The sequence below is a fragment of the Clavibacter sp. genome (assembly GCF_014802555.1).
GTDB classification, from domain to species: domain Bacteria; phylum Actinomycetota; class Actinomycetes; order Actinomycetales; family Microbacteriaceae; genus Clavibacter; species Clavibacter sepedonicus.
Map to the genome: position 1 here is coordinate 40,856 of NZ_JAAVCB010000116.1, position 21,292 is coordinate 62,147.

A 21,292-nucleotide genomic window follows, 5' to 3' on the forward strand; every position below is an offset into this window, starting at 1 on the left:
GTGTCGGGTCGACCAGTCCGCCGCACCGGCGGCAATCGGTGCCTCGACCACGGCCGGCGCACGCGCGGGATCTGCCACGGCCGTGCTCGACAGAAACTTCGACGCCGCGTCGTCGTGGGCTGTCTCGACGCGGTCGTGCACGGCGGATCCGCACACCACGTCACGTGCCAGTTGCTCACTGAACAGCAGTGCCCTGCGACGACAGTGCCGTCGCCGCGGTAATACCGCACGAAGGCGAACTCAGGCATACCCGCGACACCTTCGCTCGCCCCATGGATCTCGACCCATTACCGGACCGCACGGGGTCGCGGTCAAGGTGTGGACAGTCGAACGCGCCCCGTGCGCACGTGAGACAAGCTTCCCGAACCCCGCCGCGTCCGCGGCCGATCCCAGGGGCTCCACCGCCGCGAAGCGGCCGAACAGAAATGAGCACAGATGCAGATCGGACACCCGAGCAGGCGATGGCTGTCGGCCTCACGATTCCGGACCACCGGGCTCATCTTGATCACAGGAAGCCTACTCATCGGAGCTGGCACCGCGCCAGCCTCGGCCGAGGCTCCCGATCCCTCGGTCGGGCTCGTACACGACAATGCCGGTGGTCATACCGTCCACTTCGCTACACGGTGGCATGAGGACGACAACTCCGTCTACAGCATCCGCATCACCGGCCCGGGACTTCCTCCTGCGGGAAAATGCGTCATATTGAACGAAGTGCATCCCGCGCCCTACATCGACAACCACTACGCCGAGGCCACCACGTACGTTCCGGGGACAGGTGTGTATCAGGTTTTCAGCTACGACACGATCCCCGCGCGTAGCCTGGACCCCGGCTGCAATCCGGTACATTATCTCGTCGGTTCCCGCGGACCCATATGGGTCGGGCCTTCACTGAGGTGGAGGGTGTACACCGGTTCGGCACCGATACCGGACTGACGTCCGCAACCCAGCCATGCGCACTCGGAAAGCTTGAGATGACTCGCCAGCGCTAGTCGGCGCTTCGCCATCTACGGCTGATTCCTGCGTTGCCCTGAACCCGAGTAACGGATGGGGGCGACCTTTTTTCGGCGAGAGCCTCGGCCTGTGCTCCTGCTCATCGGGCTCGTGAACATGGCGCTTCCGGTGCGGCGCTGCTGCTCAACGCGGAGGGCGTCGCGACCGCTCTGCTGACATGGTTCGTGTTCCGGGAGAACATCGACTGGGGCGTCGCCCTCGGTATGGCCGCGATCGTCGCCGGAGCGATCGTGCTCACGGTGCCGCCGGGGGTCGAGCACGGCAGTGCCTTGCCTGGGAGCGCGACCCTCGGTGCGCACCTGTTCTGCGACGTATCGGCGCCGGTCCCGGCGTCGGGCGGCGAGGGGCGTGAGCGGGACTGTGATCGCCGTCGTGCGGTTCTCATCTCGGAGGCCGTCGAGACGCTCCGTGCCCGCGGAATGGGGCACCGATCACGCGCGCATGGCGAGGGAACGCGGGCTGACGGAGGCACTCCTGCGCCACCGGTTTCCTTGTCTCTCATGGCTCGGCGATGCGCCCTAGGACTCTGCCCTGCCGCGCCCGCCCATTGTCACGCGACAATACTTTGGCTACAGTCTTGTTCGGGGGCCGCCACGGCCTCGACGCATGGCCGTCGCGCGCTCGCGCGACCTCGACGAGGAGGAACGGACGCTCATGCTCTCGTGCACCTCCTCGTCCGGGGTGCGCCCGCCTCGAGGGTCGGCCCGCCCGGTCACCGGCACACCGACGAGAGAAGGATCATGACCCGCTCATTCCCCGCCGACTTCCTGTGGGGCGCCGCGACCGCGGCCCACCAGGTCGAGGGCAACAACGTGAACAACGACTTCTGGCACCTCGAGCAGGCTTCCCAGGGGTACATGGACCTCAGCGGCGACGCGAACGACAGCTACCACCGCTACCGCGAGGACATGGAGCTCCTCGCCGCGTCGGGCCTCGGCACCTACCGCTTCAGCCTGGAATGGTCGCGCATCGAACCGGCACGCGGCCAGTTCTCCCGCGCCGAGCTCGCGCATTACCGACGCATGATCGACACGGCGCGGGAGCTCGGACTCACGCCGTTCGTCACCATCCACCACTTCACGCACCCCATGTGGTTCGAGGAGGACGGCGGATGGCTGGCCGACGGCTCCGCCGCGGTGTTCGCGCGCTTCGGTCGAGCAGGCCTGCAGCATCCTCGCGGACGTCCCCTACATCTGCACCATCAACGAGCCCAACGTCGTCGCGATGAACCACGGGGCGCTCCGCGTCATGGCCGCGACGGGCACCTACCCCACGGTGCCGGATCCCGATCCCGAGATCGGCGCGGCCCTCGTCGCCGCGCACCGGGCCGCCGTCCCGGTCATCCGGCGCCTCACCGGCGCGCAGGTGGGCTGGACGGTCGCCAACCAGGCGTTCGTCGCCCTGCCCGGTGCCGAGCGGGAGCACGCGGCGCTGCGGCACCGTTGGGAGGGCATGTACCTCGAGGCGGCGCAGGGGGACGACTACATCGGGGTGCAGTCGTACACGAGCCAGTCCGTCGGCCGCGACGGCGCTGTGCCGCATCCCGAGGATCCGGGCAACACGCTGACCGGCTGGGCCTACCGTCCGGACGCGCTGGGGATCGCGATCCGCCACACGCACGAGACGCTCCCCGACGTGCCCGTCATCGTGACGGAGAACGGGATCGCCACGGGGGACGACGCCCGCCGCATCGAGTACACGACGGGGGCGCTCACGGCCATGGCCGATGCCATCGCGGACGGCATCGACGTGCGCGGGTACTGCCACTGGAGCCTGCTGGACAACTTCGAGTGGGGCCGCTGGAAGCCCACCTTCGGCCTCGTGGCCGTCGATCGGGAGACGTTCGTGCGCACGCCGAAGCCGAGCCTCGCGTGGTTGGGGGCATCGCCCGCGCGAACGCGGTGTGACGCCCTCCGGGCATGACGACGGGCTCGCCGCGATCTCGCGGCGAGCCCGTCGTCGCACCGTCTTCGGTGCCCGGTCGATCAGGTGGGTCGGCTGGCGGCCATGATCTCGTCGAGGGCGTCCTGCGGCAGCTCCATGCCCGAGATCGCGCCGAACTGCCGCATCGTCATGGACGCCATCATCGCCATGTGCTCCGGGGACACCGCGTCGTCAGTGAGGCCCAGGACCTCGATGACACGCGCGCCCAACCGGGGGTGCTCGAACCACACGCCCATGGCGGTGTCCATGGTGAGCTCCGTCTCGGCCACGTCGCCGGCCAGCTCGACGGCGACCTCGTGGAGGACCGTCTCCGCGTCGGCGGCCACCTGGATCCGGTACTCGCCGGGGCTCACGATCCACCCGCCTCGGAGCACGTCCCAGTAGGCGAACGCGCGACGGGGCAGCTCCAGCTCGACCGTCCGCGTCTCGCCGGGCTGCAGGTGCACCTTGTCGAAGGCGCGCAGCTCCCGCGACGGGCGCCGCACGGGTCCGGCGTCCGTCCCCACGTAGACCTGGACGACGTGCTTGCCGGCGCGGGCGCCGGTGTTCGCCACGTCCACCCGGACGAGGACCGAATCGGCGCCGACGACCTCGATCCGGGGCTCGCCCGTCGAGAAGGTCGTGTAGGAGAGACCATGGCCGAACGGGTACCGGACGGCCCTGCCGAACGTCGGGAAGTAGCGGTACCCGACCATGACGCCCTCCCCGTACCGGACGCTCCCCTGCTCCCCGGGGAAGTTGAGGCTCGAGGGGTGGTCATCGAGGCGGAACGGGATCGTCTCCGCCAGGTGCCCGGAGGGGTTCACGCGCCCGAAGAGGATCTCGGCGAGCGCGTGGCCGCCGCCCTGGCCGAGCAGGAACCCCTCGAGGATCCCGTCGACGGCATCGTGCCAGCCCTCGAGCGACACCACGCCCCCGTTGGCGAGCACGACCACGGTCCGCGGGGCGGCTTCCGCGACGGCCAGGATGAGCTCGACCTGATCGCGGGGGAGGTCCATGTCCGCACGGTCGATCCCCTCCGACTCGGCGCGCTCGTCCAGCCCGGCGAACACGATGGCCACGTCGGACCGACGCGCCTCCTCGACGGCGGACGAGGCGAGCGCGTCGTCCCCGGCGACGTCCGTCCGGAAGCCCCGGGCGTACGCGACGGAGACGCCGTCCTGCATGGCCAGGTCGCGGATCTCCTCGAGCGGGGTGTCGATCCGGGTCGGGTGCACGTGCGCGCTTCCTCCCCCCTGGTACCGGGGCTCCTCGGCGAACTGCCCGATGACCGCCACGCGCAGGCCGGGTCCCAGCGGGAGCACGTCGCCCTCGTTGCGGAGGAGGACGGCGCACTCCGCCGCGAGCTCTCTCGCGATGACGTGATGACGCGCGTAGTCCACGTCGACGGGTGCCGTCGAGACGGGTGCCGTCGAGCGGTAGCGGGCCAGCCGGGCGATGCGCGCGACGCTGGCGTCCAGGTCCTCCTCCCGGAGGGCGCCGGAGCGGACGGCGGCGACGATGTCGTCGTCGAAGGCACCGCTGCCCCCGGGCATGTCGAGGTCGAGGCCCGCAGCGAGGGCGGCGACCCGGTCGGTGATGGCGTTCCAGTCGGAGACGACGGCGCCCGTGAAGCCCCACTCCTCGCGGAGGAGGTCGGTGAGCAGCCACCGGTTCTCCGCGGAGGGGATCCCGTTGATCTTGTTGTACGCGGACATGACGGTCGCCGGCGACGCCTCCGTGACGACCCGCTCGAAGGCGGGCAGGTAGATCTCCCGCAGCGTCCGCTCGTCGACGTCGGCACTGATCGTCTGCCGGTTCGTCTCCTGGTTGTTCGCCGCGAAGTGCTTGACGGAGACCCCCGGTCCCTCAGCCTGCAGACCTCGGGTGAAGGAGGCTCCGAGCACCCCGGCGAGCAGCGGGTCCTCCGAGTAGTACTCGAAGTTGCGCCCGCACAGCGGGGAGCGCTTGATGTTGATCCCGGGTCCGAGGACGATGTCCACGCCCTGCGCCCGTGCCTCGCGTCCGATCGCGTGCCCGAGCCGGGCCGCCAGCTCCGGATCCCAGCTGGAGCCGACGGCGACTCCGGGCGGGAAGCACGTCGCGGGGTCGCTCTCGAACATGGCGAGATGGTCGTGCTGCCCGGACTGGTGACGCAGGCCGTAGGTCCCGTCCGCGAGGACGACCGGCGGGAGGCCGATCTCCTCGATGGCCTCGGTCTCCCAGAAGCTCCTGCCCGACACGAGCGCCGCCTTGCGCTCAAGGGGCAGCCGGCTCAGCCCGGCGATCCGGTCCTCCCGGGGATCGTGGGGTCGTGTCTCTTCCATGGCGGTGCCTCCTGGCGTGGGTCGGTGCGAGCCGCCGACGATGGCGGCCGGTGCTGGTGCTGGTGCTCGTGCTCGTGGTGATGGCGGCGTCGACGCCGTCGCGGCTCGCGAGAGGACGCGTCATCGCATCGCCCTACTGAACCACGGGCGTTGGCGCGCGTCAACGACAAATGACATCGGCAGTTGACACGCGACAACGCACGGCGTACCGTCCCCTCCAGCCGGTCATCGACGCACCGGCTCGAGAACCTGCACCACCGGATGCCAATGGAGCCACCGTGACCCCCGCACCTTCCTCACCCGATCAGAACCCCGCGCAGATCCTGCCGAACGCCGCCGAGGCCGTCGCCGACTACGTCCTCGACGAGCTCGAGGGCAGCGGGCCGCCGCCTGCCGCTGAGCCGGCGCGCGTCGGCCTGGGCTTCATCCTCATCTACATGTTCAGCTACTTCGGTCTGAACCTCGTGATGCTGATGCCCGCCCTCTTCAGCCTCGCCTACAAGGTCCAGCTCATCGACCCGGACAACCGCAACGTGAGCCTCGGCCTCGTGTTGGGTCTCGGCGGCATCATCGGCCTCGTCGGCGGCCCGGTCGCCGGCGTGCTGAGCGACGCGACCCGGCTGAGGTGGGGGCGCCGCCGGCCGTGGCTCGTGGGTGGAGTCGTGATCTCCGCGCTGGGTGGACTTGTCCTCGCCGCCGCGCCGAACGTGCCCGTGATGATCCTGGGCTGGGCGGTCGCCCAGCTCGCGGTGGCCGTGATCAGCGCCGGCTTCAACCCGATCCTCGCGGAGTTCGTGCCCACTGAGCAGCGCGGGCGCCTGGGCGCGCTCGGCGGCCTCTCCGCGGCGTTCGCCGGCGTAGGGGCAAGCCTGCTCGGCAGCTTCCTGACGGGCAACATCTTCTTCCTCTTCCTGCTCCCCCCTGCCGTCTTCGCCCTGGGGGTGCTCATCCTGGTGCTGCTCCTCAAGGAGCGGGCTGCTCCCGCGGACACCCTCGTGCCGTCCATCGCCGACGTCTTCAAGGGCTTCTACTTCGATCCCCGGAAGCACCGTGACTTCGCCTTCGTGTTCCTCGGGAAGTTCCTGCTGCAGTTCGGCTTCACGTTCTTCAGCACCTACCAGCTCTACTTCCTGCTCGATCGACTCGGGTACACGCCGGAGAAAGCCGGCCGGAACCTGGCCGTCGCCGGAGGCGTCAGCCTCCTGGCCCTCATGGTCTTCGCGGTCCTGGGCGGCTTCCTGTCCGACAAGCTCCGCCGACGCAAGCCCTTCATCTACGGCGCGGCGCTGCTCATCGCCGGCGGCCTGGTGTGGGTCTCGCTAGCCCCGGACCTCAACAGCTTCATCATCGGCGGCGCCCTCCTCAGCGCAGGGACGGGTGCGTTCACCTCCGTGGACCTCGCCATGGCGACGGACCTCCTCCCGGAGAAGGACAAGGCGGGCAAGTACATGGCCATCTACTACATGTCATCCGGCATCCCGGGGATCATCGCCCCCATCGTCGCCCCCGTCGTCCTCGCCATCGGCGGAGGAGACAACTACTCGCTGCTCTTCATCTTCGGCGGCATGCTCGGGCTCGGGACCATCATCACCACCTCGCGGATCCGCGGAGTCCGCTGATGCGACAGGGGGTGGCATCCCGCGGGGCGCCACCCCCTTCCCAGCCTCCCCTGCCCGTCCGCATCCACCCCGACTCCGACTCCGACTCCGACTCCGACTCCGACTCCGACTCCGAGGACATCCCCATGAGCACCGACCCCGACCACCGCGACACCCGTCTGGACACCGTAGACCGGGTGCGGGACCTCCTCGCCCGCATGACGCTCGAGGAGAAGGCCGCCCAGATCACGTGCCCGTTCGGCACCGCGGTCGACGTCCACACCCCGCCGGAGGCCGGCTGGGGCACGGCCACCGCGGCCCTGTTATCGCTCGGAGCGCTGCCCCGGGACGCGGCGCGGAAGGGCGACGCGCTGCAGCGGGCGCACGTGGAGGGCACCCGCCTCGGCATCCCCGTCCTGCTCGCCGAGGAGGCGCTCATCGGGCTCAAGGTCCGCGGAGCCACGACCTTCCCGGACGCCATCGCGCAGGCCGCCACCTGGGACGCGCCGCTCATCCGGACGGTCGCGTCGCGCATCGGCCTGCAGATGTCCCGCATGGGCATCCGCCAGGCGCTGTCCCCGCTCGCGGACGTGGCCCGGGATCCGCGCTGGGGCCGGGTCGAGGAGACGTACGGCGAGGAGCCCTACCTCGTCGGCACCATGGCCAGCGCGTTCGTGGACGGGCTGCAGACGGCGGATCCGGAGCGCCCGCTGATCGCCACCCTCAAGCACTTCATCGGCTACGGGGCGAGCGACGGCGGCCGCAACACCGACGTCGCGCACATGGGCGCCCACGAGCTCCGCGAGGTCTACGCGCTGCCCTTCGAGATGGCCATCCACCTCGGCGGCGCCCGCGGCGTCATGCCGGCGTACAACTCCATCGACGGCGTGCCCGTCACCGGTTCCCGGGCGCTGCTCCGGGGGCTCCTCCGCGACGAGCTCGGCTTCGACGGCCTCATCACCTCCGACCTGGAGGCGGTGTCGCAGCTGTCCACCAAGCACGCCACCGCCCCGGATGCCGCCCATGCGTTCGCTCAGGCGCTGCGCGCCGGCGTCAACGCCGACCTCGACAACAAGGTCTCCGGGGGCGTCATCGTGGCCGCGGTGCGCGACGGCGTGCTCACGGTGGCGGAGCTGGACGACGCGGTCGGCGGGATCCTCCGCGCGAAGCTGGAGATCGGGCTCCTCGATCAGCCGTACATCGACCTCGACGCCGTACCCGAGTCCCTCGACTCGGACGAGGACCGGGCGCTCGCCCGCCTCGTCGCGGAGCGGTCCGCCATCCTCCTGCGCAACGAGGCCGTCGACGGCACCCCGGTGCTCCCGCTGCCGTCGACGCCCCAGTGGATCGCCGTCATCGGCCCGAACGCCCACCGGCCGATGGGGCAGCTGGGGAACTACAGCTACCAGGTGCTCGACAGCATGACGCAGCGCTTCGCCGAGGCCGCCAACCCGCAGGCGCGCATCAGCGCGGACCTCGACACCGGGGCGGACGGCGCGGAGCTCCTCGTGGAGTCCGTGCCCGTCGTCACGTTCCTCGAGGGCATCCGCGCGCGGGCGCACGAGGGCTCCTCCGTCGTGTACGCCCGCGGCTGCCCCGTGAGCTCCGAGGACCGCTCGGGCATCGCCGAGGCCGTCGAGACCGCCCGCACGGCCGACGTCGCCGTCCTCGTCGTCGGCGACCAGGCCGGCATCGGCGCGTACGGCACGGTCGGCGAGGGCATCGACAGCGCCACCTGCGAGCTCCCCGGCATCCAGCGCGAGCTCGTGGAGGCTGTCGTCGCCACCGGTACCCCCACGGTCGTCGTCCTCAGCCACGGGCGGCCCTATGTGCTCGGCTGGATGGCCGAGACGGTGCCCGCCATCGTCTCGTCGTTCTTCGGCGGCGAGGAGGCGGGCCCGGCCGTCGCCTCCGTGCTCTTCGGCGACGTGAACCCCGCCGGGCGGCTGCCCATCGCGATGCTGGAGTCCGTCGGAGCGGCACCGCTACCCTACTGGCGCACGCTGATGCCGGACAGCTACGCCGACGGATCCACGCGCGCGGTGTTCCCCTTCGGGCACGGCCTCAGCTACACGGCCTTCGAGTACCGCGACCTGGCGGTCGAGTCCGACGAGGTGCCGACCGACGGTTCCGTCCGACTCTCCTTCACCGTCGTGAACGTCGGTGAGCGCTCCGGCGACGAGGTGGTGCAGGTCTACGGCCGCGACATGGTCGGCCGCACGACGCGACGCGGACGCGTGCTCGTCGGCTACGAGCGCGTCGCACTCGAGGCGGGTGCGGCCGTGCGCGTGTCGATCGACGTCCCGGCGAGCGTGTTCGCCCTCTGGGACGCGACGGACGGCTGGGTGGTGGAACCGGGGTTGATCCGCTTCTACGTGGGACCGTCGTCGGCCGTCTCCGCCCTGCAGGCGAAGGTCGTGCTCACGGGCGGGGAGGCCCGTCCCGGACGTGACCGCGCGCTCGTGAGCACCATCCGGTCGAACCCCGTCGACCCCGACGCCGCCACAGGGCCCGCGCGCGCGATCGACCTCGCATCCGTGGTGCCCGTGACCGCGGAGAGCACCGTCCGCGAGTGGCTGGACCACCCCGTCGGCGGTCCCGAGCTGCGGGCCGCGCTCGGCGGCGTGGAGGAGGACATGCTCGCCGACGCGTTCGGCCTGTCGTTGGAGCGGATGGCCTTCTACAGCCAGGGCGCCATCCCCGGTTCCCTCGTGGACGACCTCGTCGAGCGGGTGCGCGTAGCGCATGTCGGATCCTGACGTGCGGGCCGGCGCGGGCAGGGGCCGGTCCGCACCGTCGGAGGCACTGACCGCCGGTATGGCAAGCTGATCCGGACAGGAGGGTTCCCGCCATGGCAACGAGCGCCGACGTCGCGCAACACGCGGGTCTGTCCCGGTCGACCGTGAGTCAGATCCTCAACGGACGGGAGCACCTGTTCCTCGAGGAGACCGTCACCCGGGTCCGCGCGGCCGCGGCGGAGCTCGGCTACCGCCCCTCCATGGCGGGCCGCACGCTCGCCCGCGGGACCAGCGACATCGTCATCACCCTGATCCCCGACATCACGTTCAACGCCCGCCTGCGCGAGCTCATCGACGCGGTCACCCGTGGGCTCGCCGAAGCCGGTCTCACGAACCTGCTCCGATTCGTCGGCTCTGACGACTCGTTGGACTCGCTGGAGGACGCGATCCTGAGGCTCAAGCCGTTCGGGGTGGTCAGCCTCGCGTACCTCAGCGACGAGCAGCAGGAGCGCGTGCTGGCCCGCGGGGTGCGGCTCGTCGCCCAGTCCGCCGCCCTGCAGGCCGCCATCGACGAGTCCTTCGGCCGGCTCCAGGCAGAGCACCTGGCCGCGAGCGGGTACACCACGCTCGCCGCCGTGCTCCCGGTGTCGGCCCGGGAGGAGTCGTTCGCCGCACCGCGGGAGGCGGGCGTGCGGGCGTGGGCCCGGGAGGCCGGGATCGACGTGATCCCGACGCGTCACGTCACCATGGAGCGGGGCGGGGCCTTCGATGCGATCCGCGACCTCCCCGCCGGCCCGGTCGGCTTCGCGGCGTACAACGACGAGGTGGCCGCCGCCCTCCTCGGAGCGGCGATCAGCCAGGGGATCGACGTACCGCGCCGCCTCGGCATCATCGGCATCGACAACTCCCCCATCGCGCGCTCGTCGACACCGTCGATCACGACGGTGGACTACGACATCGAGTTCAGCGGCGTGGAGATAGTCGAGGACATCCTCGGCCGCGGGCCCGGCAGGGACGTGCTCGACCCCGCGCGCGAGGTCCAGCAGCGCCTCCGCGTCATCGCCGGCGAGACGACCCTGCCCCCTCGGGTCTGACCGCCGCGGGTCGTCCCGCGCACCGCCGCCGTCGCCCGCGGAGGCGCTGCGTCGGCCGGCTGTTCCCGGCCCCGAGCAGGTTCCCGCCGCCTGCGGTCGAGTGTCCAGCGCCGTCGCGCATGTGGCGTTGACACGCGTCAACGCTTTGCGCATAATGATCCTGGCAAGGGGGTCGCATCGGCGTTCCCGGCCCGAGCCCCTGCCTCCACCGCCCCTGTCGCGCCGCGACCCTCACCCCAGAGAGACGCCGATGACCCGCATGCCCTTCAACACCGGCTGGTCTCACCGCCGCAAGACCAGCATCTTTGCCGACGTGCAGGGGCAGGCGGCCGCCGGCTCAGCCGTGCGCCTCCCCCACGACGCCCTCATCGGCCTCGAACGCCGCGCGGATGCTCCGAGCGGTGCCGCGGGAGCGTTCTTCCCGGACGGCGCCTTCGAGTACCGGAAGGCCTTCGACGTCCCCTCCGAGTGGAGCGAGAAGCACGTCTCGATCGAGTTCGAGGGCGTGTACCGCGACGCGATGGTCTACGTGAACGGCGCATTTGCCGCACAGCGCCCCAACGGCTACGCGAGCTTCGTCGTCGACCTCGACGCGCACCTCGCGTACGGCGAGGAGAACACGATCCGCGTCGATGCCCGCGTGCACGACGACTCCCGCTGGTACACCGGTGCGGGGATCTACCGCGAGGTGCACCTCCGGGTCTCCGGCCGGGTCCACGTCGTCGAGCAGGGCGGGCTCCGCATCACGACTCCCGACGTGGACGATCGGCGCGCCGTCGTCCAGGTCGAGACGCAGCTGCGGAACACGGGCCTCCGCACCGTGACGGTCGAGGTCGCGAGCGAGGCCGTCACGCCCGACGGGCGCGTCGTCGGCACCGGGACGAGCCCCATCACGCTCCTCCCGCGGATATCGGGCGTCGTGCGCCAACGGCTCTACGTGGCCGAGCCGGAGCGATGGAGCGTCGACCGCCCTGCCCTGCACACGATCCGCACCTCGGTGCGCCGTGACGGCGAGGAGCTGGACGCTCGGGAGACGACCTTCGGCATCCGCACGCTGCAGCTCGACCCGGATCATGGGCTGCGCATCAACGGCGAGACGGTGAAGCTGCGCGGCGCGTGCATCCACCACGACAACGGGATCCTGGGCGCGGCGACCTTCGCCGACGCCGAGGAGCGCCGCGTGGTGCTCCTCAAGGCGGCGGGATTCAACGCGATCCGCAGCAGCCACAACCCGATGAGCGCCGCGATGCTCGACGCCTGCGACCGCCACGGGATGCTCGTCATGGACGAGACGTTCGACATGTGGAGCGAGTCGAAGTCGCCCTTCGACTACTCCCTCGCCTTCCCGGAGTGGTGGGAGCGCGACGTCGAGGCGATGGTCGCCGATGACATCAACCACCCGAGCGTGATCATGTACTCGATCGGCAATGAGATCCCCGAGACGGGCAACCCGATCGGCAGCGGCTGGGGGCGCCTGCTCGCCGAGAGGATCCGGGAGCTCGACGACACGCGCTTCATCACGAACGGCATCAACGGGTTCGTCTCCGCCCTCACCGAGGTCACGGCGATGATGGAGGAGGCCATGGCGGCCGCCGCATCCGTCGCGACGGCCCCCTCCGACGGAGCCGAGGGCGACGGCGGGGTGAACGCCCTGATGGGCGACGGCGACGCCTTCATGGACCAGGTGGCGGTGTCCCCCCTGGTCACGGCGGCCATCGCGGAGTCCTTCGCGTTGCTCGACGTCGTCGGCCTCAACTACGGCGACGCCCGCTACGAGATGGAACGGCGCGATCACCCCGGCCGCATCGTCGTCGGGACCGAGACCTTCCCCTCCCGGATCGACGCGAACTGGCGGCTCGTGACCGACAACCCGCACGTCATCGGCGACTTCACCTGGTCCGGCTGGGACTACCTCGGTGAGGTGGGCGTCGGCCGGGTGAAGTACGAGGGCGAGTCGACCGGGTTCGACGGCGAGTACCCGTGGCTCACCTCGTGGTCCGCCGATCTCGACATGACCGGGCATCGACGACCCATGTCCTACTACCGGGAGACGGTGTTCGGCCTCCGCTCCACCCCGTTCATCGCGGTCCGCCGCCCCGAGAACCACGGCCGCGCGTTCACCCTCGGCCAGTGGAGCTGGACGGACGCGATCGAGAGCTGGAGCTGGGACGCCGAGGAGGGCACGCCCATGATCCTCGAGGTGTACAGCGACGCCGACGAGATCGAGCTGCTGCTGGACGGCGAGGTCCACGCCCGCGTGCAGGTCGGAGGACGCCGGCGCTTCGTCGCGGACTTCGAGCTGCCGTACCGCCGCGGCACGTTGACGGCCGTGGCGTTTACCGGCGGCGTGGAGACCGGTCGCGCCGATCTGCGCTCCGCGTCCGACGACGTCGTGCTCGCGGTCCGCGCGGAGCGCGAGACCGTCGGCACCGGGGACGGGGCCCTCTCCTTCGTCGAGATCGAGCTGCGTGACCGTGAGGGCGCTCTCGCGAACCACCGCGACCGCCCCGTGACCGTCCAGGTGGACGGCCCGGGTTCGCTCGTCGCGCTCGGCAGCGGCCGCCCACTTACCACGGAGCGCTTCGACGGCGACACGCACGGCACCTACGACGGACGCGTGCTCGCCGTCGTGCGCCCCGACGGCGAGGGTGACCTCCACGTCACCGTCACAGCGCCGGAGCTCGCCCCGGTCACCGTGCGCGTTCGAGCCGAAGCATCCATGAGCACTGACACGAAGGAGAACCCATGAAGGACCGTCTGGACGATCAGGTCGTCATCGTCACCGGCGCCGCATCCGGCATCGGCCGTGGCACGGCCCTCCGACTCCTCAGCGAAGGTGCGGTGGTCACGGCCCTCGACCTCCGGGACGAGGACCTGGCGAAGCTGGCGGATGCCGTACCCGCGCATCACCGCGAGCGACTGTCCACGGGCCGCGTCGACATCGCGGATGAGCACTCCGTGCAGTCGGCGGTCGCCGATGTCCTGGAGCGGAATGGCCGCATCGACGGGCTCGTCAACGCCGCCGGGATCCTCTACGGCGATCACACGCACGAGATGACGCTCGAGCGGTGGAACCGGCTCGTGCAGGTCAACCTCACCGGGACGTTCCTCGTCGTGCGGGAGGCGCTGCCGGCGCTCGTCGCGACCGGATCCGGCGTCATCGTCAACTTCGCGTCGACGTCCGCGTTCTACGCGCACCCGTACATGGCCGCGTATGCGGCGACGAAGGGGGCCATCGCCGCGTTCACGCACTCCGTCGCCCTCGAGTACGCGAAAGACGGTCTCCGCGCGATCAACATCGTGCCCGGCGGCATCCACAGCGGCATCACGAGCACGACACCGCAGAACCTTCCCGCCGACGCGGACTGGAGCATCCTCGGCCACCTCGGTGCCCGGCTCGGCGACGGCGACATGGGGAGGCCGGAGGACCGCGGGGGTCATCGCCATGCTCCTGTCCGAGGACGGGGCGTTCATCACCGGGACCGAGATCCGCATCGACAGCGGGACCCACGCATAGGCGGTCCACCGGCGCACGTCGAACCCGATCACGCGTCCGGGTAGCGCATCGGTGACCTGTCGGACGACGAGCGAGTTGATGGACGCCCGTGAGCGCAGAGCATCGCTCGTCGCGTCGCTGCGGGTGCGGAACGGGTCAGTGGGCGGTCCCGAGCTCGATGAGCAGCACGCCCCCGACCACGAGGGCGACGCCGATGCCCATCAACCAGGTGAAGCGCTCCTTGAACGCGATCACGCCGATCACGGCGGTGAGGGCGACGCCGGCAGCCGTCCAGATGCCGTAGGCGACGCCCAAGGGAACTCCTGCGTCGAGGGTCAGGGTGAGCAGGCCGAACGCCGCGAGGTATCCGACGGCCACCCCCGCATACCAGCGCCGCCGATCGACCGCGAGGCGGAGGGACACCGTGCCGGCGACCTCGAACAGGATCGCGCCGGCCAAGAGCAGATAGGCCATCAGCGGTCCTCCGCCCTTCTCGCGGCGTGCGCACCCAGCTCGATGCAGAGCACCCCGCTCATGATCACCGCGATGCCGGCGACCATGAGCGGGGTCAGCGGCTCGCGGAACACGACGGATGACCCGACTGCCGTCGACGCGACGCCGCCCGCTCCCCAGACGCCGTATGCGACTCCCAGTGCCATACCCGTTCGCAGGACGGCGCCGAGCAGCACGAACGCGCTCACGTAGCCGACAGCCACCAGGACGTACAGCGCCGGTTGGTCGAGCGCGCCCTTCAACGACAGCGACCCCGCCACCTCGGCGAGGACGGCGACGGCGAGGAGCGACCAGCCCTTCACGTCTCGACTCATGCGGGTGCCCCCCTGCCGATGAGGTCATGGGCGAGACGTCGAACGACCTCGCGCTCATCGTCGTCGGCTGTCGGGATGCCGAGGGAGGCGTTGAACCAGGCCCCGTCAGCGAGGAGGCGAGCGGCTCGCAGCGCACCGCGCCGGGTCGGTGACCCCGCGAGATCCTCGCCGAACCATGGTCCGAGCCGCGCCGTCCAGAGGCGGGAGAGTCGCTCACAAATCCGCGCGTCGACGAGGAATGCCAGATCACTGAGGTCGAAATCTCCGTCGAGTGCGTGATCCACGTAGGCGCGGAGTCGCGCCGTCGCGCCGTCGGACTCCCCGACGCGCGCACGGAGATCGGCTTCCCAACGGTCGAGGATGTGATCCACCACGGAGACCACCAGGACCTCTTTCGTGGCGAAGTGGTGGATCACACCGGGCTTGGTCAGGCCCGCCTCTCGGGCGACCGAGTCGATGGTGAGGGAGTCACCGCGACGGAGGACAGTGGTGGCGTGCTCCAGGATCTCGCCAGGGGAAGACATGCTATCAGTGTACCTACCGAACGGATGGTAGGTGTTGTGGAGGCGCAGTCAGGCACCACGCCGATACCTGCCCGACACCGGACACCCGGTCGGCGGGCCCTCGGACGCACGAGACCCGCACGGGCCTCGATGAGGCGTCACGAACATCGCTGCGTCATCTGCGCGTGACGCTGTTGCGGAGCGTGACCGGCGGTGAGGGGGCGCTCTCGGCGTCGAGGATCGCGATGTCGTGGAGAGACGCGAAACGTCGGAGGCCCCCGGCCCGACTGCATCCGCTCGATGACGCCGCTCGGCCGGGGTCTCCACGAGACATGCGCGAGGTCTCCCCTGGCCCGGACGGAGACACGGCACCACGAGGGGAGGGCGCTCGGGCCAGCGAGCATCACGCGAGCAGGCAACGACCGCCAGTGCTCACCCAGGGCGGTCGAGATGTCCGATCGGAGATCCCCCGGACCACCTGGACGACGGACGCGCGCCTGTGACTCGTGCCGCTGAACGGCGGTGGTCTGCTGCCGGTACACGTCGGTTCGGGGTAGCCGGCTTCGCACGCGCTGGCGTCGTGCCGGGGTCGGGGAAGACCCGCTAGCCCCGGCGGAAGAGCCTCGCGAGCAGCCCGCCACTCGATTCGGCCTTCGGGTGGCCCTGGCATCGGTCGGTTCGCGCGACTCCTCGCATGACGTGGTCCACGTGCTGTCCACAGCCTGCCCAGTCCTTCTTCCCGCACACCCTGCACGTCACCTGTCGGCACATCCCCTTGCTCCTTGTCGTCGGATGCCGCACGTGCGGCACTCGACGAACTATACCCCCGGGGGTATAGTGGTCCGCATGAGATCAGTGATCATCGGAGGGGTGGCCGGCGGGATGTCGGCCGCGACACGGCTGCGGCGGCTGGACGAGGGACGCGAGATCGTCGTGTTCGAACGCGGCGCATACGTGTCGTTCGCGAACTGCGGACTCCCGTACCACGTGGGCGGCGTGATCCCCGAGAGGGCGTCGCTCCTCCTCCAGACGCCGGAGTCGCTCGCTGCTCGCTTCCGCCTCGACGTGCGGGTGCGACACGAGGTCCTCGCCATCGATGCGACGGCGAAGACCGTGACCGTGCGCGACCTCGAGGCAGCCGCCGATCAGGTGCTCGAGTACGACGACCTGGTGATCGCGGCGGGCGCGGGCACGGCATCGAGCACACCTGACGGCGGTGTGCCGTCGTCCACGCTCCGGAGCGTCGAGGACGTGGACGGCATCATGGCTCTCCTCGACGGCAGGACGGACGCGCACGCCGTCGTGGTCGGTGCGGGCTTCATCGGGCTCGAGGCGGTCGAGAACCTCCTCGCCCGGGGCGTGCGGGTGACGCTCGTGCAGCGCGGCGACCAAGTGCTGTCGCCGCTGGATCCGGAGATGGCAGCCCCTGTCCATGAGACGCTGCACGCCGCGGAGGTGGACGTCCGGACCGGGACGACCGTGACGGGCGGCTCGGCCGGGCACGTGCACCTCTCCGACGGCACTCGCGTGAGAGCGGACCTCGTGATCCAGGCCGCCGGCGTCCACCCCGAGACGGGTCTCGCGCGCGGAGCCGGGTTGAGCATCGGCCCGAGTGGCGGCATCGCCGTCGACGGTCGCCAGCGCACGAGCGACCCGTCGATCTGGGCGGTCGGTGACGGGGTGGAGAAGATCGATCACCTCGACGGCGCCCCGACGCTGGTGACGATGGCGGGACTCGCCAACCGGCACGGACGCGCCGCGGCCGACGACATCGTCGGCGCTGCGGTGACCGACGCCGCACCCGCGCTCGGGACCGCGATCCTCGGCATCCTCGGCATCACCGTCGGGCTCGTCGGGTGGAACGAGAAGCGCCTCGTCGCGGAGGGGCGGCGCCACCGGATCATCCACACGCACCCCGCCTCGCATGCTGGCTACTACCCGGGTGCGCAGCAGATGGCGATCAAGCTCCTCGTGGATCCGGACGACGACCGGATCCTCGGCGCGCAGATCGTCGGCCGCGACGGCGTCGACAAGCGGCTGGACGTGATCGCGGTCGCCATGACCGGGGGTCTGACCGCCTCCGCGCTGTCTCGGCTGGAGCTGGCGTACGCGCCGCAGTACGGATCCGCGAAGGACCCCGTGAACCTCCTCGGCTACGTCGCCGAGAACGCCGCCACCGGCACGACCCGTTCCCTCCAATGGCACGAGCTCGAGGCCGCACTCGACGCCGGGGCGACCCTGGTCGATGTCCGCACGGCCGGCGAGCACGCGAGCGCAGCGATCCCCGGTGCCGTGTCGCTGCCGTTGGACGAGCTGCGCGCGCGCCACGATGAGCTCCCCGCCGGACCGCTCGTCGTGCACTGCCAGGTCGGACAGCGCGGGCACACCGCCGCACGTCTCCTGACCCAGCTCGGGCACGACGTCCGCAACCTCGACGGCGGCTGGCTCACCTGGCGAGCCGGAACCGCATCCACGACCCGCACCACTGCCGCGACCGCGGCCTGACGGAAGGCACGACCCATGAAGAGCATCACCGTCCACGACCTCGCCGCTGCCACGGGAGCGACCATCATCGACGTACGCGAACCCGACGAGTACGCCGGCGGCCACGCCCGCTCGGCCGTGAACGTCCCCCTGTCCGAACTCGGCGAACGCCTCGATGAGATCCCGACGGACCAACCCGTGCACGTCATCTGCCAGTCCGGCGGCCGCAGCGCCCGGGCCACCGACGCACTCGCGGCCCGCGGCATCGACGCCATCGACGTCACCGGCGGCACCTCCGCCTGGATCGACGCCGACCTGCCGACGGACCGCGCATGAACGACGGCACCGGGCAGCTCCACGACGCCGACGCGGTGAGGAAGGTCGCCAACCGGCTCAAGCGCGCCCAGGGACAGCTCACCGCCGTCATCACCGCCGTCGAGAACGCCGGCGACTGCCGCGACGTCGTCACCCAGCTCGCCGCCGTGTCCAGTGCTCTGGACCGCGCTGGGTTCGCGATCGTCTCCACGGCGATGCAGCAGTGCCTCGTCGCCGACGACGTCGACGACGCCGAGCCCTCTCCGCGGAAGCTCACCATCGAGGAGATCGAGAAGCTCTTCCTCACCCTGGCGTGACGGCGCGCATCATCTCGTCGCGGACGCCGAGGGCTCTCAGGGACACCGGATCGCGATGGTTCGCGGACGACCCATCGAGCATGCCCTCGGGGCGCTCGAGGTCTTCATCCCTCGTCTCGCCGTCACGCGTCTCCCCCGCGACAGCCGCGGGTGCTCATGACAGAGGCCGCGCCGACCGGCCTCCGGGGATGCCCGCGGGTGAGCACGACGAGACCGGATGCGCAGCGCCAGCTCGACGCGCTGGTGACGGGCGGCGTGCAGAGCGGCACGCGTTCGCCGAGGCACCTCCGACAGCCGGTCCGCGATCGAGTGGCCGGGCATGAAGGAACTCCTCGAGTGCGCCGAGACCGGCGACACGTCGTCGTCTCGCGCATCGACCGCCTGGGCCGCTCCATGCTCGATGTCCTCAGCACCGTGGCACTCCTCTGCGAGCGCGGCGTGCAGACCCCCGCGCGAACTGCGGACACGCCGTATTCGCCGGCGACCCGTCCGCGATGAATACCGCCCTCGTGCTGCGGCGGGCGATCGTGCGCGGCACCATCACCACGGAGTCGCTCCCCTCCTCCCTGGCCACGTCGGCCCCGGGAACCGCCCCGACTCCTGTGCTCGTCCTGGGCGGTCTCGACGACGCGATCAGGTCGTCCATCACCACCGTCGACGACCGCATCCCGACCGCCGCCACCCGCGCCGAGCTGCCCACGACGACGCCGCTGCCACGGCGGTGGCCGATACTGCGCACCTACGAACAGGACGGATGACGCCCGACCGGCTCCGCCCACCGTCACCGGGCCCTCGGCCGAGGCGAGCTCCTGTTCGTGCTCGACCGCCCCGGGAAGCGCCTGGAGCACACCCTGAATCCCGATGACCTCACCGACGCGCACGCCGTCGCCGCGATCCCGCGCCTCACCCGCGGCACCTGCCGTCTCCTGGAACGGCTCTTCCCGCAGATCGCCCGGATCCTCGAGATCCCGCAGCTCGAGACCATCACCGAGGATGTCATCGGAGCCGCCGCCTGCATCGTCGTCACCGATGACGACACAGAGCGGCATCAGGACTGCGCCATCGAACGGCGCCGCCCACACACCTGTCGCAACCGGCTGGTCCGGCCTTGATCCCGGTGATCTGGGGCGGGAGTCCCCCGCATTCCCTGCCGGGTTCGACGACATCCACAGCCGTCGTGCCTGACCGCCGGTGCCCCGCCGCCCGGGCCCATCCGGGCGAGCGCCTCCCCGGGGTGCGACGCTGGGCCCGATCCCCCACGTCATCCAGTGATCAGCGGAGCGGGCATCCCGTCCCGGACCCTCCCTCCGGTGGCGGCCATCCGCACCGACGGGCCCCTCAGCGCGTCGTCGCCGCCAGGGACTCCGCCAGGCTCGTCGGACGACGACCGAGGACTCGCGCGACGTCGTCGTTCACGTGACCCATCTCGCCAGCGGCCCTCGCGGTGTACGTGCTGGTCCACGCGTCGAGCTGCCATTCGGGTGCCTTCCCGACCGCCCGCGACGCCCGCGCCTCCTCACGGGTCTCGTCCTCACACCGCACCGTGCGCCCGGTGGCCGCGCCGACGGTGGCCGCGCGGACGGTGGCGGCGATCTCTGCCATCGTCAGCGCCTCGGGTCCGGATAGGTCGTACGTGACACCCGCGTGGGGAGCGGGATCCCGCAGGATGGCCACCACCAGCTCGGCGATGCCGGCGCGCGTCACCGCGGCGACGCGGCCATCGCCGGCCGGCCCGCGGATCGCGCCGTCGTCGCCGACGAGCTGGCTCACGAAGTCGATGTAGAAGGCGTCGCGCAGGAACGTCCACGTCATCCCGGAGGTGCGGATCCTCTCCTCGGCCGCGTGATGGTCGCGGGCCAGCGTGAAGGTCGCGTCCGCCTCCGCTCCTGCGAAGGACGTGTAGACGACGTGCTCGACGCCCGCCTCGGCCGCCGCGTCCACGAACGCGACGTGCTGCGCGAGCCGGTGCTCGTCCTCGGCCGCCGAGACCATCAGCACCGTCGAGACGCCGGTCAGCGCGGCGACGGAGGCTGCGTGATCCCCGTACGCCGCCTCGTGGACCGTGGTGCCGGCCAGGTCCGGCGCTCGCGCGGGCGTCCGGACGAGGAGCCGCGGCGGGAGACGGGCGTCCGCCAGGCTCCTGGACACCGCTCGCCCGACGGCACCTGTCACCCCGATGACGGCGATGACCGCGGTGGGCCTGGTCATGATGGACTCCCGTCGGCGCGGTCGTCGGAGACTCGCTGTACCAGCCATGAGGCGGCCCCGTCTCGCGAGGAGGCGGGGGCCGCGTCGTGCCGTGCGTCCGCGCATCAGGACCCGGGACGCGTCATGATCACGTCGAATGTGGACGTCCGCGCGTTCCCGTCACGGTCTTTCGCGGCGCAGGTGACCGTCGACGTGCCGACCGGGAAGATGCCGCTGCGCGGGATGTGCACACCACCCGCACGTTGCCGTCGCGCGTAAATTTGCCCGGGTCCCGTCCTCGGCGAGGAGGGCATCCGGGTCCGGCCGACCGGGCGGGTCGGGCCTCCGCCAGCCGCGCTAGGTGTACTGGGTCATGACGTTGGTGACACTCGGGCCGCGGGCGTGAGCCCGTGGCTTGAGTGGATTCGTTCAGTGTTGTAGTGCTCGATGAAGGGGTCAAGCGCGTCGGCGC

At 70.9% G+C, this 21,292-nt stretch carries 18 protein-coding genes and 2 pseudogenes; 13 read left to right on the plus strand and 7 right to left on the minus strand.

Going from position 1 to position 21,292, the window contains the following annotated elements:
* Positions 1–1,751 precede the first annotated feature (1,751 nt).
* Both HDR73_RS16580 and HDR73_RS16585 read left to right on the plus strand, forming a co-directional pair.
* Positions 1,752–2,108: pseudogene (locus HDR73_RS16580) on the plus strand (family 1 glycosylhydrolase); the annotation flags it as partial.
* 127 nt (positions 2,109–2,235) lie between these two features.
* Positions 2,236–2,934: a family 1 glycosylhydrolase gene (locus HDR73_RS16585; protein ID WP_306295599.1), complete on the plus strand. Its 699-nt coding sequence runs from the start codon at positions 2,236–2,238 to the stop codon at positions 2,932–2,934.
* 62 nt (positions 2,935–2,996) lie between these two features.
* On the opposite strand, the gene HDR73_RS12635 is transcribed toward HDR73_RS16585, so the two are convergent.
* Positions 2,997–5,261, minus strand: coding sequence for a beta-glucosidase (locus HDR73_RS12635; protein WP_012299056.1), 2,265 nt, complete (start codon positions 5,259–5,261; stop codon positions 2,997–2,999).
* A 278-nt stretch (positions 5,262–5,539) separates the two neighbouring features.
* Between HDR73_RS12635 and HDR73_RS12640 the strand changes: the two genes are divergently transcribed.
* From HDR73_RS12640 to HDR73_RS12660, 5 genes are all read left to right on the plus strand, one after another.
* Positions 5,540–6,880 carry an MFS transporter gene (locus HDR73_RS12640; RefSeq protein ID WP_012299057.1) on the plus strand — a complete coding sequence of 447 codons (1,341 nt, stop codon included), beginning with the start codon at positions 5,540–5,542 and terminating at the stop codon, positions 6,878–6,880.
* Between the two features lie 125 nt (positions 6,881–7,005).
* A complete protein-coding gene (locus tag HDR73_RS12645; RefSeq protein WP_041464964.1) occupies positions 7,006–9,618 on the plus strand; it encodes a glycoside hydrolase family 3 N-terminal domain-containing protein in 2,613 nt (870 codons plus the stop codon).
* A 92-nt stretch (positions 9,619–9,710) separates the two neighbouring features.
* On the plus strand, positions 9,711–10,691 hold the full coding sequence (locus HDR73_RS12650) for a LacI family DNA-binding transcriptional regulator (RefSeq protein WP_012299059.1): 981 nt from the start codon (positions 9,711–9,713) through the stop codon (positions 10,689–10,691).
* 250 nt (positions 10,692–10,941) lie between these two features.
* Positions 10,942–13,440 carry a glycoside hydrolase family 2 TIM barrel-domain containing protein gene (locus HDR73_RS12655; protein WP_041464553.1) on the plus strand — a complete coding sequence of 833 codons (2,499 nt, stop codon included), beginning with the start codon at positions 10,942–10,944 and terminating at the stop codon, positions 13,438–13,440.
* Complete coding sequence (locus HDR73_RS12660) at positions 13,437–14,252, plus strand: SDR family NAD(P)-dependent oxidoreductase (RefSeq protein WP_223842612.1); 816 nt, start codon at positions 13,437–13,439, stop codon at positions 14,250–14,252. The genes HDR73_RS12655 and HDR73_RS12660 overlap by 4 nt, the downstream gene beginning before the upstream one ends.
* Before the next feature lie 91 nt (positions 14,253–14,343).
* Here the strand turns inward: HDR73_RS12660 and HDR73_RS12665 are convergent, their stop codons facing one another.
* The 4 genes from HDR73_RS12665 to HDR73_RS16680 form a co-directional block, all read right to left on the minus strand.
* Positions 14,344–14,661, minus strand: coding sequence for a DMT family transporter (locus HDR73_RS12665; RefSeq protein ID WP_012299061.1), 318 nt, complete (start codon positions 14,659–14,661; stop codon positions 14,344–14,346).
* Complete coding sequence (locus tag HDR73_RS12670) at positions 14,661–15,014, minus strand: DMT family transporter (protein ID WP_174270080.1); 354 nt, start codon at positions 15,012–15,014, stop codon at positions 14,661–14,663. Before HDR73_RS12670 ends, HDR73_RS12665 begins: the two co-directional genes overlap by 1 nt.
* On the minus strand, positions 15,011–15,538 hold the full coding sequence (locus tag HDR73_RS12675; protein ID WP_012299063.1) for a TetR family transcriptional regulator: 528 nt from the start codon (positions 15,536–15,538) through the stop codon (positions 15,011–15,013). The genes HDR73_RS12670 and HDR73_RS12675 overlap by 4 nt, the downstream gene beginning before the upstream one ends.
* Positions 15,539–16,120: 582 nt before the next feature.
* Positions 16,121–16,288: a DUF8730 family Cys-rich protein gene (locus HDR73_RS16680; protein WP_086935900.1), complete on the minus strand. Its 168-nt coding sequence runs from the start codon at positions 16,286–16,288 to the stop codon at positions 16,121–16,123.
* Between the two features lie 75 nt (positions 16,289–16,363).
* Here HDR73_RS16680 and HDR73_RS12680 point away from each other — a divergent pair, with 75 nt between their 5' ends.
* The 6 genes from HDR73_RS12680 (at position 16,364) to HDR73_RS12705 (ending at position 19,745) form a co-directional block, all read left to right on the plus strand.
* On the plus strand, positions 16,364–18,022 hold the full coding sequence (locus HDR73_RS12680) for an FAD-dependent oxidoreductase (RefSeq protein WP_012299064.1): 1,659 nt from the start codon (positions 16,364–16,366) through the stop codon (positions 18,020–18,022).
* A gap of 15 nt (positions 18,023–18,037) precedes the next feature.
* On the plus strand, positions 18,038–18,337 hold the full coding sequence (locus HDR73_RS12685; RefSeq protein ID WP_012299065.1) for a rhodanese-like domain-containing protein: 300 nt from the start codon (positions 18,038–18,040) through the stop codon (positions 18,335–18,337).
* The gene (locus tag HDR73_RS12690; protein ID WP_012299066.1) at positions 18,334–18,633 is read left to right on the plus strand and encodes a metal-sensitive transcriptional regulator; all 300 of its coding nucleotides are present in this window, start codon (positions 18,334–18,336) and stop codon (positions 18,631–18,633) included. The genes HDR73_RS12685 and HDR73_RS12690 overlap by 4 nt, the downstream gene beginning before the upstream one ends.
* A 156-nt stretch (positions 18,634–18,789) precedes the next feature.
* Positions 18,790–19,131, plus strand: a complete 342-nt coding sequence (locus HDR73_RS12695; RefSeq protein WP_133064083.1) for a recombinase family protein — start codon at positions 18,790–18,792, stop codon at positions 19,129–19,131.
* Positions 19,128–19,391 carry a hypothetical protein gene (locus tag HDR73_RS12700; protein ID WP_106408774.1) on the plus strand — a complete coding sequence of 88 codons (264 nt, stop codon included), beginning with the start codon at positions 19,128–19,130 and terminating at the stop codon, positions 19,389–19,391. Before HDR73_RS12695 ends, HDR73_RS12700 begins: the two co-directional genes overlap by 4 nt.
* 57 nt (positions 19,392–19,448) lie before the next feature.
* Complete coding sequence (locus tag HDR73_RS12705) at positions 19,449–19,745, plus strand: hypothetical protein (RefSeq protein WP_049791916.1); 297 nt, start codon at positions 19,449–19,451, stop codon at positions 19,743–19,745.
* Positions 19,746–19,971: 226 nt separating this feature from the next.
* On the opposite strand, the gene HDR73_RS12710 is transcribed toward HDR73_RS12705, so the two are convergent.
* Both HDR73_RS12710 and HDR73_RS12715 read right to left on the minus strand, forming a co-directional pair.
* Complete coding sequence (locus HDR73_RS12710; protein WP_012299067.1) at positions 19,972–20,841, minus strand: SDR family oxidoreductase; 870 nt, start codon at positions 20,839–20,841, stop codon at positions 19,972–19,974.
* Positions 20,842–21,191: 350 nt separating this feature from the next.
* Positions 21,192–21,292: pseudogene (locus tag HDR73_RS12715) on the minus strand (IS481 family transposase); the annotation flags it as partial.

Coding starts and splice junctions, on each gene's coding strand:
- HDR73_RS12650 (WP_012299059.1), top strand. CDS start 9,711: ATGGCAACGAGCGCCGACGTCGCGCAACACGCGGGTCTGTCCCGGTCG.
- HDR73_RS12655 (WP_041464553.1), top strand. CDS start 10,942: ATGACCCGCATGCCCTTCAACACCGGCTGGTCTCACCGCCGCAAGACC.
- HDR73_RS12690 (WP_012299066.1), top strand. CDS start 18,334: ATGAACGACGGCACCGGGCAGCTCCACGACGCCGACGCGGTGAGGAAG.
- HDR73_RS16585 (WP_306295599.1), top strand. CDS start 2,236: ATGAACCACGGGGCGCTCCGCGTCATGGCCGCGACGGGCACCTACCCC.
- HDR73_RS12660 (WP_223842612.1), top strand. CDS start 13,437: ATGAAGGACCGTCTGGACGATCAGGTCGTCATCGTCACCGGCGCCGCA.
- HDR73_RS12670 (WP_174270080.1), bottom strand. CDS start 15,014: ATGAGTCGAGACGTGAAGGGCTGGTCGCTCCTCGCCGTCGCCGTCCTC.
- HDR73_RS12710 (WP_012299067.1), bottom strand. CDS start 20,841: ATGACCAGGCCCACCGCGGTCATCGCCGTCATCGGGGTGACAGGTGCC.
- HDR73_RS12645 (WP_041464964.1), top strand. CDS start 7,006: ATGAGCACCGACCCCGACCACCGCGACACCCGTCTGGACACCGTAGAC.
- HDR73_RS12695 (WP_133064083.1), top strand. CDS start 18,790: ATGACAGAGGCCGCGCCGACCGGCCTCCGGGGATGCCCGCGGGTGAGC.
- HDR73_RS16680 (WP_086935900.1), bottom strand. CDS start 16,288: ATGTGCCGACAGGTGACGTGCAGGGTGTGCGGGAAGAAGGACTGGGCA.
- HDR73_RS12700 (WP_106408774.1), top strand. CDS start 19,128: ATGAATACCGCCCTCGTGCTGCGGCGGGCGATCGTGCGCGGCACCATC.
- HDR73_RS12635 (WP_012299056.1), bottom strand. CDS start 5,261: ATGGAAGAGACACGACCCCACGATCCCCGGGAGGACCGGATCGCCGGG.
- HDR73_RS12685 (WP_012299065.1), top strand. CDS start 18,038: ATGAAGAGCATCACCGTCCACGACCTCGCCGCTGCCACGGGAGCGACC.
- HDR73_RS12680 (WP_012299064.1), top strand. CDS start 16,364: ATGAGATCAGTGATCATCGGAGGGGTGGCCGGCGGGATGTCGGCCGCG.
- HDR73_RS12675 (WP_012299063.1), bottom strand. CDS start 15,538: ATGTCTTCCCCTGGCGAGATCCTGGAGCACGCCACCACTGTCCTCCGT.
- HDR73_RS12665 (WP_012299061.1), bottom strand. CDS start 14,661: ATGGCCTATCTGCTCTTGGCCGGCGCGATCCTGTTCGAGGTCGCCGGC.